This window comes from Streptomyces sparsogenes (assembly GCF_001704635.1).
In the GTDB taxonomy this organism is placed as follows: Bacteria; Actinomycetota; Actinomycetes; order Streptomycetales; family Streptomycetaceae; genus Streptomyces; species Streptomyces sparsogenes.
In genome coordinates this window covers 195,547-211,159 of record NZ_MAXF01000096.1, presented here as the reverse complement: position 1 = coordinate 211,159, position 15,613 = coordinate 195,547, and the positions used below count along the sequence as shown (strand labels likewise).

Here is a 15,613-nt window from a genome sequence, read left to right as displayed (position 1 = left end):
CTCGCCGCCACGCCACCGGCGCCCAGGCCGCCGCTCCTCGCGCCGCCGCCCCGGGCGCCATGGCCGCCGCCCCGGGCGCCATGGCCGCCGCCCCGGGCGCCAAGGCCGCGGCCAGCGGCCAGACCGGGCCGTACCTCTACCTCGGCTGGGGCAACCCGCCCAAGGCCACGGATGTGATGGCGGCCACCGGCACCACCCAGTTCACGATGGCCTTCATCCTCTCGGACGGCGGCTGCAACCCGAAGTGGGACGGCTCCCGCGCGCTCACCGGCGGCGCCGACCAGTCCACAATCAACTCCATACGCGCGGCCGGCGGCGATGTCACGGTGTCCTTCGGCGGCTGGAGCGGCGCCAAGCTCGGCGAGAAGTGCTCCTCGGCCTCCGCGCTGGCCGGCGCGTACCAGAAAGTGATCGACGCCTACAGGCTCAAGTCGATCGACATCGACATCGAGGCGAGCGAATTCGAGAACGCCACGGTCCGGCAGCGGGTGATCGACGCGCTGAAGATCGTCAAGCAGAAGAACAGCGGCATCAAGGTGTACGTCACCTTCGGGACGACCACCAGCGGCCCCGACGCCAACGGCAAGGACCTGGTCAGGCGCGGCGCGGCGAGCGGCGTGGACGTGGACGGCTGGACCGTCATGCCGTTCGACTTCGGCCAGGGCTCCCTCGACATGGCGGCGGCCACCAAGTCGGCGGTCGACGGCCTGAAGAACACGGTCGCGAGCGCCTACGGCCTGTCCTCCGACGCCGCGTACCGCAAGTCCGGCTTCTCCTCCATGAACGGCAAGACCGATGTCGCGGGCGAGACGGTCACCCTCGACAACTTCAAGTCCGTGGTCTCCTACGCCAAGAGCCACCACCTGGCCCGGGTCAGCTTCTGGTCGCTCAACCGCGACCGCGCGTGCGGCTCCGGCACGGACGCGGACGCGTGCAGCGGCATCAACCAGGGCAGGTACGACTTCACCAAGGTGCTGGCGGGCTACACCGGCTGAGCGGGCGGGCAGGCGGGCCGGATCCGGGGTTTACGGGCTGACGTTCGATCAAGGGCGTTCCTGGTCACGGGGATTGACCTTGCCCAGGAGCCGACCGTACGGTCGGCCCGCAGCCCCAGAGGCCAGCAAGGAGGTCGTGCCCGTGCGCCCCACCGCCCCACTGATCCTCAGCGCAGTCACGCTCGTCGCCGCCGCGGGGCTCACCGCCTGCGGCGGCGGCTCGGGCAGCGACCCGGACACCGTCAAGGTCGCTTACGCCCGCAGCACCGACAACAAGATCAGATTCAAGGACAACTACCTGGCCGGGGTGAAGAAGGAGTTCGAGAAGGCGAACCCCGGCAAGAAGGTCAAGCTGATCCCGATCCAGGCGCAGGACAACGACTACGCCACCAAGGTCCAGCAGATGATGCGGTCCCCCAAGACCGCGCCCGACCTGGTCTACGAGGACACCTTCCGGATCAACTCCGACATCAAGGCCGGCTATCTCCGCCCCCTCGACGACTATCTGGACAAGTGGAAGACCTGGGACCGGTTCGTGGACACCGCCAAGGCCGCGGCCAAGGCCGAGGACGGCAAGACGTACGGCGTCCCGGACGGCACCGACACCCGCGGCCTGTGGTTCAACAAGAAGATCTTCGCCAAGGCCGGGCTGCCGGCCGACTGGCAGCCCAGGAACTGGGACGAGATCCTCGACGCGGCCCGCACCATCAAGGAGAAGGTCCCCGGCGTCACCCCGCTCAACGTCTACACCGGCAAGGCCCCCGGCGAGACCGCCGTCATGCAGAGCTTCGAGATGCTGCTGTACGGCACGGGCGAGAACCCGCTGTACGACCCCAAGGCGAAGAAGTGGGTCACCGGCGGCAAGGGCTTCCAGGACTCCCTGGACTTCCTCAAGACCGTCTACTCCGAGAAGCTGGGCCCCGACGTCTCCGACGCCCTCGACCCCAACGTCGGCACCACCGTCTACAGCGAGTGGCTGCCGGAAGGCAAGCTCGCCATCGCCCTCGACGGCTCCTGGCTCGGCCAGAACTGGCTGAAGACCGGCGGCAAGCCCTGGGCCGAGTGGTCCAAGACCCTCGGCCAGGCGGCCATGCCCACGCAGTCCGGGCAGGCCCCCGGCAAGGTCAGCATGTCCGGCGGCTGGACCTGGGCGATCACCGCCAAGTCCAAGAACCCCGACCTGGCCTGGAAGTTCATCGAGCAGCTCCAGACGGAGAAGAACGCGGTCGAATGGTGCGTGGTCGGCGCGCAGATCGCGGTCCGCGACGACGTCGCCCAGGACCCCCGCTATCTGTCCTCCATGCCGGGCATCACCTTCTTCACCAAGCTGGTGAAGTACACCCACTACCGGCCGGCGCTCCCCGTCTACCCGCAGGTCTCCACCGCCATCGGCGAGGCCATGGAGTCGGTGACCACGGGTGACGCCTCCCCCGGCGAGGCCGCGAAGTCGTACGGCGATCAACTCGACTCGATCGCCGACGGCGCCACGGTGGCCAAGGGCTGATGGCGACCGCGACCAAGGTGGCGGCGGCCCCGGCCGCCCCGGCGCGCCCGGGGCGCCGCCGCCCCCTGCGCTGGCTCCCCCTCGCCCCGGCCACCGCCCTCCTGCTGCTCTTCCTCGGCGGGCCGATCGGCTACTGCGTCTACATCGCCTTCACCGACATGCAGCTGACCGGCGCCGCCACCACGAACTTCGTCGGCCTCGACAACTTCCGGCGCGCCTTCGCCGACGACGACTTCCGCAACGCCGTCGTCCTCACCCTCGTCTTCACCTTCCTGTCCTCCCTCATCGGCCAGAACACCCTCGGCCTCGCCCTCGCCACCGCCATGCGGCGCGCATCCAAGCCGATCCGCACCCTCACCGGCTCGATCGTCATCGCGGCCTGGGTGGTGCCCGAGATCGTCGCGGGCTTTCTGCTCTACGCCTTCTTCCGCCGCGAGGGCACCCTCAACGCCGTCCTGGACTGGCTCCACCTGCCGTCCCAGAACTGGCTCTACACCCTCCCCATCCTCGCCGTCTCCTTCGCCAACGTCTGGCGCGGCACGGCCTTCTCCATGCTCGTCTACTCCGCCGCGCTCTCCGAGATCCCCAAGGAGATCAACGAGGCCGCCGAAGTCGACGGCGCGAGCGGCCCGCGCCGCTTCTGGCACGTCACCCTGCCGATGATCCGCCGCTCCATCGGCACCAACCTGATGCTCAACACCCTCCAGACCCTCTCCGTCTTCGGCCTCATCTGGGCCATGACCCGAGGCGGCCCCGGCAACCGCAGCCAGACCCTCCCGGTCTTCATGTACGACCAGGCGTTCAACAAGTCGCTCATCGGCTACGGCACGGCGGTGGCCCTGCTGTTGCTGCTGGTCGGCGCGGTGTTCTCGGTGGTCTACCTGCGGCTGATGCGCGAGGAGCTCTGAACGCCCCGACGCCCCGAACTCGACGGCCCCCTCGCGGCCGCCCCCCGGGGCCCCGTGGGCAACCAGCGACTTTGCGGTGAGTATCGGACAGCGACACGCCGTGGTGTCGGCGTGTCGCCGTCCGATACTCACCGCACTCGGTTTTTGGGAGGCGAAGTCCCCGGCAGCGGGTCTAGCCTCACGAGGTTGTCCTTCGCGCCCCTGAGGAGAGCCCCATGACCGAGCCCTTCCCGCCCATAGAGCCGTACGCGCACGGCCTCCTCGACGTCGGAGACGGAAACCGGATCTACTGGGAGACCAGCGGGAACCCCGACGGGAAGGCGGCCCTGTGGGTGCACGGCGGCCCCGGGAGCGGGGGCGGGCGCGGAAGTCGCTCGATGTTCGATCCCGAGGTCTACCGGATCGTCCTGTTCGACCAGCGGGGCTGTGGTGAGAGCCTGCCGCACGCCTCCGACCCGGCGGTCAGTCTGGAACACAACACCACCGACCACCTCATCGCCGACATGGAGCGGCTGCGCGAGCACCTGGGCGTCGAGCGCTGGCTGCTCTACGGCGGGTCCTGGGGCTCGACGCTGATCCTCGCCTACGCGGAGCGCCACCCCGAGCGGGTCTCCGAGATCGTCATCGCCGGTGTCACCATGACCCGGCCGGAAGAGATCGACTGGCTCTACCGGGGCGTCGGACGCCTGCTGCCCGGCGCCTGGGAGGCGTTCCGCGACGCGCTGCCGGAGCCGGACCGGGGCGGCGACCTCGTGGCCGCGTACAACCGGCTGCTGAACAGCCCGGACGAGGCCGTCCGGGTCAAGGCGGCGCGGGACTGGTGCGCCTGGGAGGACGCCGTCATCGCCCACGAGACACTCGGGCATCCCGGCTACTACGGCGGCAAGCCCGACGACGCCCTGATGGCCATGGTCCGGATCTGCGCCCACTACTTCGCCCACGACGCCTGGCTCGAGGACGGACAACTGCTCCGCGACGCCCACCGGCTGGCCGGCATCCCGGCAGTGCTGATCCACGGCCGGCTCGACCTGGGCAGCCCGCTGAAGGCCGCGTGGGAGCTGTCCAAGGCGTGGCCGGACGCGGAGCTGAAGGTCATCGACGACTCGGGGCACACGGGGAGCCCCGCGATGCGCGACGCGATCCTGGAGACGATCGCGCGGTTCGGAAAGGACGAGCGGCCCGAATGAGAGCACACCTGACAGGGGGACGCTCTAAGGTCCTCCCTTGTGACTGAACCTTCCTCCTCCTACCTCACCACCACCGCGAACGCCTACGACGCCGTGGCCGCCCTCTACGCCGACCTGGTCCGGAACGAGCTCGACGAGGTCCCGCTGGACCGGGGCCTGCTCGCCGCGTTCGCCGAACTCGCCCGGACCCACGGCGCCGGGCCCGTCGCCGAGCTGGGGTGCGGCCCGGGACGGGTGACCGCGCACCTGCGGGATCTGGGGGTGGACGTGTTCGGTGTGGACCTGTCGCCGGTGATGATCGACATCGCCCGCGAGACCCACCCGGACCTGCGGTTCGAGGTCGGCTCCATGGACGCCCTGGATCTGGCCGACGGTGTGCTGGGCGGCATCCTGTCCTGGTATTCGGTCATACACACCCCGCCGCGCCTCCTCCCCGCCTACTTCGCCGAGTTCCGGCGGGTGCTCGCGCCCGGCGGCCACCTCCTGCTCGGCTTCTTCGAGGCGCAGGACGAGCCGGTCACACCGTTCGACCACAAGGTGACGACGGCCTACCGATGGCCGATCGACGACCTCGCACGGCTGGCCGGCGACGCCGGGTTCACCGAGGTCGGCCGGATGATGCGCCAGCCGCGCGAAGGAGAACGGCCCCTGCGCCACGGCCGTCTGCTGATGCGCAAGGACGAGCGGCTCGGGTGACCTCGCTCCACGAGCCGGCCGAGCGCGGTGCTGCGCGCCGCGCTCGCGGCTCAATTCCGTTGATGTGACGGGAGTCTTCCCCCACGGCCGGGCGGACGGTTTCATAGACGGGACGCTGATCAACACGCTGATCGACTGCGCCGGCAGGCGCGAGGAGGTCCGAGGTTGTCCGCACTGCCCGGCCGCACGTTGTCCCGGCCCACCACGTCCCAGCCGCCGTCCGGACCGCGTACCGCCGGGCCGCCCGCCGCCTGGTCCCCCACCACCTGGTCCCCCCGCACCCGCCGCCGACTGGCCGCCGACGCCGCCCTGCTCGTCGTCGCCGCGGCCTTCGTACTCCCCCTGGCCTGGCTCCTCCTGGCCTCCCTGGACGGCGAGGCCACCCTGCGCGTGTCCGTCCCCGGCTCCCCCACGCTGGACAACTTCCAGTCGGTGTGGACGGACGAGATCACCTTCACGCCGATGCTCAACAGCCTGCTGCTGTGCGGCGGAGCCACCGTCCTCACCGTGGCGTGCGCCGCGCTCGCGGCCTATCCGCTGTCCCGGTTCCGCTCCCGCCTCGTGCGCCCGTACCTGATGACGATCCTGTTCAGCACCTGTCTGCCGATCACCGCGATCATGGTCCCGGTCTACGGCCTCTTCGTACAGGTCGATCTCGTCGACACGATGTACGGCACGGCCCTGTTCCTGGCCGCCTCACAACTCCCGTTCGCCGTCTGGCTGATGAAGAACTTCATGGACGGCGTCCCGGTCATCCTCGAGGAAGCCGCGTGGACGGACGGCGCGTCCTGGCCACAGACCCTGACCCGCGTGATCCTGCCCCTGATGGGGCCGGGCATGACGGTCGTGATGATCTACAGCTTCATCATGATGTGGGGCAACTTCTTCGTCCCCTTCATGCTGCTGCTCAGCCCCGACCAGCTTCCGGCGTCGGTCACCATCTTCACCTTCTTCGGCAACTACGGCCAGGTCGCCTACGGCCAGCTCGCCGCCTTCTCCATCCTCTACTCGACCCCCGTGATCCTCCTGTACGTGCTCATCGCCCGCCGGATGGGCGGCGGTTTCGCGCTGGGAGGGGCCGTCAAGGGGTGACGGGTCATGACCGGGGGCCACGCGCCTGGCCCCCGTTTGCCGGGGCAAGCGGGGGCACGGTCCCATGCCTCATCTGGGGTCGGAAGCCAGTCGAAGCCGCGCATCTCGTCGCGGATGCGTTCCGCGTCTGCCGTCGACCGGGCGCTGTGCAATACCTCCAGCTCGACGGCTCCGCACACGACGCGTCGATGGGGTAGCGATCGGTCATACCGCCTGGTGCGGGTCAGCCGGAGTCCCCACGGGACCCGTCAGATCCGGCAGCCCACCTTCGGCGAGCCAGCTCAGGAACGACGCGCGTTTGCGGCGCTTGATCGCGTCTTCCAGCGCGGCGTTCACCGTGGCGACCTTGGTCGTGGTGCCAAAGATCTCCGCGGCCTCGGGAAGCAGCTCGCCGTCGACATCGACGCCGGTTCGTGCCATGTGTCCTCCTCCGGAACGACGTCCCACACCTCAGCCCGAGCGCCGGCCGTTCACCCGCCCGGCGTGACCGGCGCCCCGCAGCCGTGGCTGCGGGCCGAGCGTTCCGCGAAGGCCTTGAGGGCGGCGCGTTCGTAGGGGAGGTCGGGGCGGCGGCGGGTGTTGTCCTCGGTGCCGTCGGCGCGGACCAGGAACAGGGCGTCCTCGGCGCCGTCGGGGCAGGTGGCGGTGGCCCAGTAGGCGCTGCGGCCGAGGCGGCCGGCGGGTTTGTCGGCGGGGGTGGGGCCGTCCTGGGCGGGGGCGTCGGCGTATTCGGCGCGGGCCTCCTCGGCGTAGGGGCCGTAGTAGGCGTCGAGGCGGTAGCGCGGCAAGCCGTCGCGTGCGCCGAGGGCGCAGGTCTCGCGGGGGGCCCGGTCGCGGGCGGTCTCGCGGGCCGTGGAGACGCTGGAGCGGGCGGCCGTCGGGACGCCGGCGCAGGTGCCCTTGGCGCCCAGGAGCGGCTCGTACTCGTCCTCGTTGACCGGCAGGCCGACCGTGCGGACCGGGGTACCCAGGCGCGCGCCGCAGCCCCAGTGGCCGTTGGCCGCCTTGGCGGTGGCGGTCGCGGTGCGGACGAAGTCGGGGCGGGCGGCGGGGTCGTCGAGGGTGACGCCGCCGAGCTTGGTCTCGACCGTGATGAGCAGGCTGCTGCCGCCCTTGGCGCAGTCGAGCAGCACGGCGGTGGTCGCCTCGCCGTCCTCGCTGTCGCCCTGGCGCACGCTGCCCGTGCCGAAGAGGCCGGACCAGCCGTGGCCGAGGGGGACCGCGATGGTGTTCCCCCCGGGGACGGAGGTGTACAGCCCGGCGATGCCGTACCCGGTGCGGGGGCGCGGCGCGCCCGCGATGGTCACCCGGACGCTGCCCTTGCCGTCCGCGGTCACCTCGCAGCGTACGGCGAGGGTGTTGGTGCTCTTGGCCTCGGTGTCGAACGTGCCCTTGGTGCGGTTGCTCACGCTGATGTCGCCGTCCCCGAGCACCGCGCGGACGTCCTTCGCGGGCAGCACCCCGTCGCAGGCCGCGTCGAGCGCGCGGTCGTCGCTGCCCGCCATCCAGACGATCACGCCCGCCAGCGCGGCGAGCGCCAGCACGGCGGCCCCGAGGCCCCACCGTCGACGGCGGGTGAGCCACCCGCCACCGCGCGGTCCGTTCAGTGCCATCAGTGCCACTCCTCGACTTCCCCGAGCACCTTCGTGTCGCGGCACCCCGCCGACTTGGGCCAGCCGTCCGCGGCGCTCAGGTAGCGGTCCAGCACCGTGCGCGCCGTGCGGGAGAGCTTGGCGTGCTCCTTGGCGCTGAGGGTGGCGGTCGCGCCGTCCTCGATGAGGATCGAGGGGATCACCGAGACGCGGTGGTAGGTCTCCCGGCCGCCGCACACCGAGCGGGCCCACAGGGCGAGCTGGGGGTCGTCGGCGTAGGAGGAGATGCGGTCCTCGCCCTGGGCGCCCGCCTGGTCCCGGCCGCCGTTCCCGCCCTTCCCACTGTCGCCGTTCCCACCGTCGCCCGACGGCCTTCCCCGGCTCTGGGTCACTCCCCACCCCGGCACATGGCCCTCGCGCTCGTACGCGTCGTACGCGGTCCGGCCGAGGATGCCCGCCCAACTGGCCGCCTCGACCCCGGTGATCTGCCAGTCCCGCGGCTGTGTGCCGTCGTTGTCCTCGGCCTCGGCGTCCCAGGTGCCCTGGCAGGCGCTCACCAGGCCGGAGTCCTCGATGTCGCCGAGCGTGGTCCAGGGCCCGGACATCAGGCCGGGCAGCGAGCGGGGGTTGATCCAGCCGCACTTGCGCAGGTCGCGGCCGGGCTCCTCGACGCGTTCCGACTGCCAGTCGGCGTTGTCGTTGTGCGCCTGGTAGGTGTCCAGCACCCGGGTCGGCACCTTCAGCGGGGCGCTTCCGCAGTTCTGTGCCTTGGTGATGGCGTTCGCGACGTGGACGGCGGTGCGGAAGCCGGTGAGGGCGGAGGCCCGGTCGGCCCTGGCGCGCTTCTCGCGCTCGGCCTGGCTGTCGCCGCCCTGGTGTTCGCCGTCGGTGACGAGGGCCGCGACATACAGGTCGGTCGTGGGCCGGACCCGGCCGCGCAGGCCGCCCACGCACTCGGCCACCACCCAGGCGCCGCGCCTGCCGTACTGGCCGGTGGTCCCGGGGGCCACGTACGTGCCGTCGGCGCCGGCGGTGCCGAGGACGTCGTCGGTCCGCATGCCCTCGGGGACGTCCGAGACGAGCGCCTCGGCGTGGACCGTGACGCCGTACCCGTCTCCCCAGGACAGCGAGCAGTCCAGCAGCGAGCGGGACTCCTGGCCGGGTTCGAGCATGGTGCCGTGCTGGGTGAGTTCCCCCGCCCGGCCGTCGGGGACCAGCCGCTTCAGGTCCTCGTACGGCAGGGCGCCGTCGCACGCCTTGCGCAACTGGGCGCGGTTGGCCGCGAGATGGCCGCCGTCGTCGCCGTCGCGCACCGCGATGACGACGACCGCGACCAGTGCCGTGACGAGTACCACCAGGGCCGTGTGGCGCAGCCACACACGGGCCCACAACCGACGCATCCCGCCCCCGCTCCTTCGTCCCCCTCGACCAGCACGCTCAGCCAACGGCGTTGATCAAGCCGGGACAGTACCAGAGGCGTGTCCGCCGGGGTGCGGGCCAGGAGAGGTGCGGGAGCGGGACCGGGAGCGGCCGAAGCGCGCGTCAGAAGCTCAGAAGACCGACTCGGCCTCGTCCATACGGTCCACGGGCACCGTCTTGAGCTCGGTGACCGCCTCGGCGAGCGGCACCATCGTGATGTCGGTGCCGCGCAGCGCGGTCATCATGCCGAAGTCGCCGCGGTGGGCGGCCTCCACGGCGTGCCAGCCGAAGCGGGTGGCCAGGACCCGGTCGTACGCGGTGGGGGTGCCGCCGCGCTGGACGTGGCCGAGGATGACCGGGCGGGCCTCCTTGCCGAGGCGGCGCTCCAGCTCGGCGGCGAGGCGGTTGCCGATGCCGGTGAACCGCTCGTGGCCGTACTGGTCGATCTCGCCCTTCTTGTACTCCATCGTGCCCTCGGCGGGGTGCGCGCCCTCGGCGACGCAGATCACCGCGAACTTCTTGCCGCGGGAGAAGCGCTCCTCGACCATCTTCACCAGCGCGTCGATCTCGAAGGGCCGCTCCGGCAGGCAGATGCCGTGGGCGCCGCCGGCCATGCCGGACTCCAGCGCGATCCAGCCCGCGTGGCGCCCCATGACCTCGACGACCATGACCCGCTGGTGCGACTCGGCGGTGGTCTTGAGCCGGTCCATGGCCTCGGTGGCGACGCCGACGGCGGTGTCGAAGCCGAAGGTGCGGTCGGTGGAGGAGATGTCGTTGTCGATCGTCTTGGGCACGCCGACGATGGGCAGCCCGGCGTCGGAGAGCATCCGGGCCGCGGTGAGCGTGCCCTCGCCGCCGATCGGGATCAGCACGTCGATGCCGTAGTCGCGGGCGTGGTCCTTGGAGGTCTCGCAGGCCTCGCGCAGCCGGGCCCGCTCCAGGCGGGAGGAGCCGAGGATGGTGCCGCCGCGGGAGAGGATGCCGGCCACCGCGTCCAGGTCGAGCTTGCGGTGGCGGCCGTCGAGCAGCCCCTTGAAACCGTCCTCGAACCCGATGACCTCGTCACCGTGTCCGGCCACCGCGCGGTGGACGACCGACCGGATCACAGCGTTCAGGCCGGGGCAGTCGCCGCCTGCGGTGAGAACTCCGATGCGCATCGTGCTGTGTCTCCTGCTGCCTACGGGTAGATGTGAGCCAGTCCGATTGTTTCATGGGCCCAGCCGTGCTGTGGCCCCGCTGGAGCTGACCCGTGGGTAACGCTTGACTGACCCGCACATGACGCATACCTGACGCGCGCCCTATCCGCGCCCGCAGGTATTGTCAAGGGGACAGGGCCGCCTTTACGGCCGTTTTTGGGGAAGTTTCGGCCTGACGCAGTCGAGCGCAGTCGAGAAGGACAGAGTCGACAAGGATCGGAGTGCAGGGCGTGACGCGCAGCGTGTACGTGACCGGAATCGAGCGCGGCGACGGCCGCCAGGTCGTCGAGCTGGGGGTCATGGAGCTGCTGACCCGCCATGTCGACCGGGTCGGCGTCTTCCGTCCCCTGGTCCACGACAACCCCGACCGCCTCTTCGAACTGCTGCGGGCCCGCTACCGGCTGAGCCAGGCGCCGGAGAGCGTCTTCGGGATCACGTACGAGGAGGCGGCCGCCCTCCAGGCCGAGCAGGGCACCGAGGAGCTGGTGTCGTACCTGGTCGGCCGCTTCCACGAGGTGGCCCGCGCCTACGAGTACGTCCTGGTCCTGGGCAGCGACTACGCCGCGACCAGCCTCCCCGACGAGCTGGGGCTCAACGCGCGGCTGGCGAACGAGTTCGGCGCCTCGGTGATCACCGTCGTGGGCGGCCAGCACCAGAACGCGGAGTCGGTGGGCGCCGAGGCGCACAACGCCTACCGCGCCTACGAGGCGCAGGGCTGCGACGTCGTCGCCGTCGTGGTGAACCGGGTGGCCCCCGGCGACCGGCAGGCCGTGGCCGAGCGGCTGGGCGCCCGCCTCCCGGTGCCGTGCTACGCGCTGCCCGAAGACGCCTCGCTGTCCGCGCCCACCGTCTCGCAGGTGGTGCGCACCCTGGGCGCCGAGCTGCTGCTGGGCGACCACGCGGGGCTGTCCCGGGACGTGCGGGACTTCGTCTTCGGCGGCGCCATGCTGCCCAGCTTCCTGCCCGCCCTGACCGAGGGCTGCCTGGTGGTGACCCCCGGCGACCGGGCCGATCTGATCGTCGGGGCGCTGGCGGCGCACAGCGCGGGTGCCCCGCCCATCGCCGGGGTGCTGCTGACCCTGGACGAGCGGCCCGGCCCCGACATCCTGGCGCTGGCCTCCCGGCTGGCCCCCGGCACCCCGGTGGCGGCGGTGGCGGGCGGCAGCTTCCCGACCGCGGCCGAACTGTTCGCGCTGGAGGGCAAGCTCACCGCGGCCTCGCCGCGCAAGGCCGAGACCGCGCTCGGCCTGTTCGAGCGGCACGTGGACACCGCCGAGCTGACCGCCCGGATCTCGGTGGCCCGCTCCGGCCGGGTCACCCCGATGATGTTCGAGCACGAGCTGATCGAGCGGTCCCGGGCGGGCCGCCGCCGGGTCGTCCTCCCCGAGGGCACGGAGGAGCGGGTGCTGCGCGCGGCCGATGTGCTGCTGCGCCGCGATGTGTGCGACCTCACGCTGCTGGGCGAGGAGGACGCGATCCGCAAGCGCGCCGCCGAGCTGGGCATCCAGCTCGCCGACGCCCAGATCATCGATCCGCAGACCTCGCCGCTGCGCGAGCGCTTCGCCGAGCTGTACGCGCGGCTGCGCGCCCACAAGGGCGTCTCCCAGGAGCTGGCCTACGACGTGGTCGCCGATGTCTCGTACTTCGGCACGCTGATGGTGCAGGAGGGCCTGGCCGACGGCATGGTCTCCGGCGCGGTGCACTCCACGGCCGCCACCATCCGGCCCGCCTTCGAGATCATCAAGACCGCGCCGGGCGCCCAGATCGTCTCCTCGGTGTTCTTCATGTGCCTGGCGGACCGGGTGCTGGTGTACGGCGACTGCGCGGTCAATCCGGATCCGAACGCCGAGCAGCTCGCGGACATCGCCATCCAGTCGGCGACGACGGCCGCCCAGTTCGGCGTGGAGCCGCGGATCGCGATGCTCTCGTACTCCACCGGCACCTCCGGCTCCGGCGCGGACGTCGACAAGGTGCGCAAGGCGACCGAGCTGGTCCGCGAGCGCCGGCCGGACCTGCTGGTCGAGGGCCCGATCCAGTACGACGCGGCGGTGGACGCGGCCGTCGCGGCGACCAAGCTGCCGGACTCGGAGGTGGCGGGCAGGGCCACGGTCCTGGTCTTCCCGGACCTGAACACCGGCAACAACACCTACAAGGCGGTGCAGCGGTCGGCGGGCGCGGTCGCGGTCGGCCCGGTGCTGCAGGGGCTGCGCAAGCCGGTGAACGATCTCTCCCGCGGGGCACTCGTCCAGGACATCGTCAACACCGTCTCGATCACGGCCGTCCAGGCCCAGACGCTCGCCCCCGTCTCCCTCGCACAGAAAGCACCCACCGCGTGAACAGCTCCGTGAACGGCTCCGTGAACGGCTCCCGAGTCCTCGTCCTCAACTCCGGCTCCTCATCGGTCAAGTACCAGCTGCTGGACATGGCCGACGGCAGCCGGCTCGCCTCCGGCATCGTGGAGCGGATCGGGGAGGGCCCCGTCGCCGACCACTCGGCCGCGCTCAAGCAGGTCGCCGAGGAGCTGGCCGGGCAGGGTCTCGGCCTGGACTCGCCCGCGCTCGCGGCGGTGGGCCACCGGGTGGTGCACGGCGGCACCCGGTTCACCGAGCCGACCCTGATCACCGACGAGGTGCTCGAGGAGATCGAGAAGCTGGTGCCGCTGGCCCCGCTGCACAACCCGGCGAACATCACCGGCATCAAGGTGGCCCGCGACCTGCGCCCGGACCTGCCGCAGGTCGCGGTGTTCGACACCGCGTTCCACGCGACGATGCCGGAGTCCGCGGCGCGGTACGCCGTCCACCGGGAGACCGCCGACCGGTACGGGGTGCGGCGCTACGGCTTCCACGGCACCTCGCACGCGTATGTCTCGCGCGCCACCGCCGCGCTGCTGGGCCGGGACCTGGCCGAGGTCAACACGATCGTGCTGCACCTGGGCAACGGGGCCAGCGCCTCCGCCGTGCGCGGCGGGGTGTGCGTGGACACCTCGATGGGGCTGACCCCGTTGGAGGGCCTGGTCATGGGTACCCGCTCGGGAGACCTGGACCCGGCGGCGATCTTCCACCTGGCCCGGGTCGGCGGGATGTCGGTCGACGAGATCGACACCCTGCTCAACAAGCGCAGCGGGCTGCTGGGCCTGTGCGGGGACAACGACATGCGGGAGATCGGCCGCCGGATGGGCGAGGGCGACCCAAAGGCGCAGCTGGCCTTCGACATCTACGTCCACCGGCTGCGGAAGTATGTGGGCGCGTACGCCGCGGTGCTGGGGCGGGTGGACGCCATCGCCTTCACCGCGGGCGTCGGGGAGAACTCGGCGGCGGTGCGGGAGGCGGCGCTGCGCGGCCTGTCCGTGTTCGGCATCGAGGTGGACGCGGTGCGCAACGCGCTGCGCGGTTCCTCGACGCGGCTGATCTCCACGGAGACCAGCCGGGTCGCGGTGGCCGTGGTGCCGACCGACGAGGAGTTGGAGATCGCCAGCCAGGCGTACGACCTGGTCACCGCCTAGTTTCCGGCCCTTCCGGCGGTCGTGCCCCGGTATTGCGCCGACTGACATAGCTTGAAAATTCCGCTCCGAAACAAACCGATAGGATCCGCCTCATGCGCCGTTCCAAAATCGTCTGCACTCTGGGCCCCGCCGTCGACTCCTACGACCAGCTGAAGTCGCTGATCGAGGCCGGGATGAACGTGGCCCGATTCAACATGAGCCACGGAAGCCACACGGAGCACGAGGAGCGGTACCACCGCGTCCGCAAGGCCTCCGAGGAGACCGGGCACGCCGTCGGTGTGCTGGCCGACCTCCAGGGCCCGAAGATCCGGCTGGAGACCTTCGCCGACGGCCCGGTGGAGCTGGTGCGCGGTGACGAGTTCACCATCACCACCGAGGACGTGCCGGGCGACCGGACCATCTGCGGCACCACCTACAAGGGGCTGCCGGGGGATGTGTCCAAGGGCGACCAGATCCTGATCAACGACGGCAATGTCGAGCTGCGGGTCACCGCGGTCGAGGGCCCGCGGGTCAAGACGATCGTCATCGAGGGCGGCGTGATCTCCGACCACAAGGGGATCAACCTGCCCGGTGCCGCGGTCAACGTGCCCGCGCTGTCCGAGAAGGACATCGTGGACCTGAAGTTCGCGCTGGCCATGGGGTGCGACATGGTCGCGCTGTCCTTCGTCCGGGACGCGGGCGACGTCCGCGACGTGCACCGCGTCATGGACGAGGTGGGCCGCCGGGTGCCGGTGATCGCCAAGGTGGAGAAGCCGCAGGCGGTCGCCAACATGGAGGAGGTCGTCGCGGCCTTCGACGGTGTCATGGTGGCCCGTGGCGACCTGGCCGTCGAGTATCCGCTCGAGAAGGTCCCGATGGTGCAGAAGCGCCTGATCGAGCTGTGCCGCCGGAACGCCAAGCCCGTGATCGTCGCGACCCAGATGATGGAGTCGATGATCACCAACTCGCGGCCGACCCGCGCCGAGGCGTCCGACGTCGCCAACGCGATCCTGGACGGTGCCGACGCGGTCATGCTCTCCGCGGAGTCCTCCGTCGGCGCGTACCCGCTGGAGACGGTCAAGACGATGTCCCGCATCGTCCAGGCCGCCGAGCAGGAGCTGCTCTCGCGCGGCCTGCAGCCGCTGGTCCCGGGCAAGAAGCCGCGTACGCAGGGCGGCTCGGTCGCCCGCGCGGCCGCCGAGATCGCCGACTTCCTGGGCGCCCAGTCGCTGGTGGCCTTCACCCAGTCCGGCGACACCGCCCGCCGGCTGTCCCGCTACCGCGCCCAGCAGCCGATCCTCGCCTTCACCACGGACGTGGCCACCCGCAACCAGCTGACGCTCAGCTGGGGCGTCGAGTCCTTCGTGGTGCCGTACGTGGAGCACACCGACGCGATGGTGGACCTCGTGGACGCCGAGCTGTCCAAGCTGGGCCGCTACAGCGAGGGCGACACCATGATCATCACGGCCGGTTCGCCCCCCGGCGTCCCCGGCACCACCAACATGGTCCGGGTGCACCACCTGGGCGGCGAGCACGCCTGACG

13 protein-coding genes are annotated in these 15,613 nt (G+C 71.2%); 9 read left to right on the top strand and 4 right to left on the bottom strand.

Going from position 1 to position 15,613, the window contains the following annotated elements; genetic code table 11:
• From BBH68_RS20925 to BBH68_RS20900, 6 genes are all read left to right on the top strand, one after another.
• Positions 1-995 (top strand): chitinase (locus tag BBH68_RS20925; protein WP_170066582.1); only part of this gene is annotated, 995 nt, incomplete at its 5' end.
• A gap of 142 nt (positions 996-1,137) precedes the next feature.
• Positions 1,138-2,499 (top strand): extracellular solute-binding protein, encoded by a 1,362-nt coding sequence (locus BBH68_RS20920; protein ID WP_065964729.1) that lies wholly within the window; start codon positions 1,138-1,140, stop codon positions 2,497-2,499.
• Positions 2,499-3,407, top strand: a complete 909-nt coding sequence (locus tag BBH68_RS20915; RefSeq protein WP_065964728.1) for a carbohydrate ABC transporter permease — start codon at positions 2,499-2,501, stop codon at positions 3,405-3,407. The genes BBH68_RS20920 and BBH68_RS20915 overlap by 1 nt, the downstream gene beginning before the upstream one ends.
• A gap of 215 nt (positions 3,408-3,622) precedes the next feature.
• The gene (pip, locus tag BBH68_RS20910; RefSeq protein WP_065964726.1) at positions 3,623-4,594 is read left to right on the top strand and encodes a prolyl aminopeptidase; all 972 of its coding nucleotides are present in this window, start codon (positions 3,623-3,625) and stop codon (positions 4,592-4,594) included.
• 39 nt (positions 4,595-4,633) lie between these two features.
• Positions 4,634-5,290 (top strand): class I SAM-dependent DNA methyltransferase, encoded by a 657-nt coding sequence (locus tag BBH68_RS20905; RefSeq protein WP_065964725.1) that lies wholly within the window; start codon positions 4,634-4,636, stop codon positions 5,288-5,290.
• 291 nt (positions 5,291-5,581) lie between these two features.
• On the top strand, positions 5,582-6,382 hold the full coding sequence (locus tag BBH68_RS20900) for a carbohydrate ABC transporter permease (RefSeq protein WP_065964800.1): 801 nt from the start codon (positions 5,582-5,584) through the stop codon (positions 6,380-6,382).
• 204 nt (positions 6,383-6,586) lie between these two features.
• On the opposite strand, the gene BBH68_RS20895 is transcribed toward BBH68_RS20900, so the two are convergent.
• The 4 genes from BBH68_RS20895 to BBH68_RS20880 form a co-directional block, all read right to left on the bottom strand.
• Positions 6,587-6,802, bottom strand: coding sequence for a type II toxin-antitoxin system VapB family antitoxin (locus BBH68_RS20895; protein WP_065964723.1), 216 nt, complete (start codon positions 6,800-6,802; stop codon positions 6,587-6,589).
• Between the two features lie 50 nt (positions 6,803-6,852).
• Positions 6,853-7,995 (bottom strand): hypothetical protein, encoded by a 1,143-nt coding sequence (locus BBH68_RS20890; protein ID WP_065964721.1) that lies wholly within the window; start codon positions 7,993-7,995, stop codon positions 6,853-6,855.
• Positions 7,995-9,374 carry a hypothetical protein gene (locus BBH68_RS20885; RefSeq protein WP_065964719.1) on the bottom strand — a complete coding sequence of 460 codons (1,380 nt, stop codon included), beginning with the start codon at positions 9,372-9,374 and terminating at the stop codon, positions 7,995-7,997. Before BBH68_RS20885 ends, BBH68_RS20890 begins: the two co-directional genes overlap by 1 nt.
• A gap of 150 nt (positions 9,375-9,524) precedes the next feature.
• Positions 9,525-10,550 carry an ATP-dependent 6-phosphofructokinase gene (locus BBH68_RS20880; RefSeq protein WP_065964717.1) on the bottom strand — a complete coding sequence of 342 codons (1,026 nt, stop codon included), beginning with the start codon at positions 10,548-10,550 and terminating at the stop codon, positions 9,525-9,527.
• Positions 10,551-10,819: 269 nt separating this feature from the next.
• Between BBH68_RS20880 and pta the strand changes: the two genes are divergently transcribed.
• From pta to pyk, 3 genes are all read left to right on the top strand, one after another.
• Positions 10,820-12,925, top strand: coding sequence for a phosphate acetyltransferase (gene pta / locus BBH68_RS20875; RefSeq protein ID WP_065964799.1), 2,106 nt, complete (start codon positions 10,820-10,822; stop codon positions 12,923-12,925).
• 20 nt (positions 12,926-12,945) lie between these two features.
• The gene (locus BBH68_RS20870; RefSeq protein WP_065964798.1) at positions 12,946-14,091 is read left to right on the top strand and encodes an acetate kinase; all 1,146 of its coding nucleotides are present in this window, start codon (positions 12,946-12,948) and stop codon (positions 14,089-14,091) included.
• Between the two features lie 92 nt (positions 14,092-14,183).
• Positions 14,184-15,611 (top strand): pyruvate kinase, encoded by a 1,428-nt coding sequence (pyk, locus tag BBH68_RS20865; RefSeq protein ID WP_065964715.1) that lies wholly within the window; start codon positions 14,184-14,186, stop codon positions 15,609-15,611.
• Positions 15,612-15,613 lie beyond the last annotated feature (2 nt).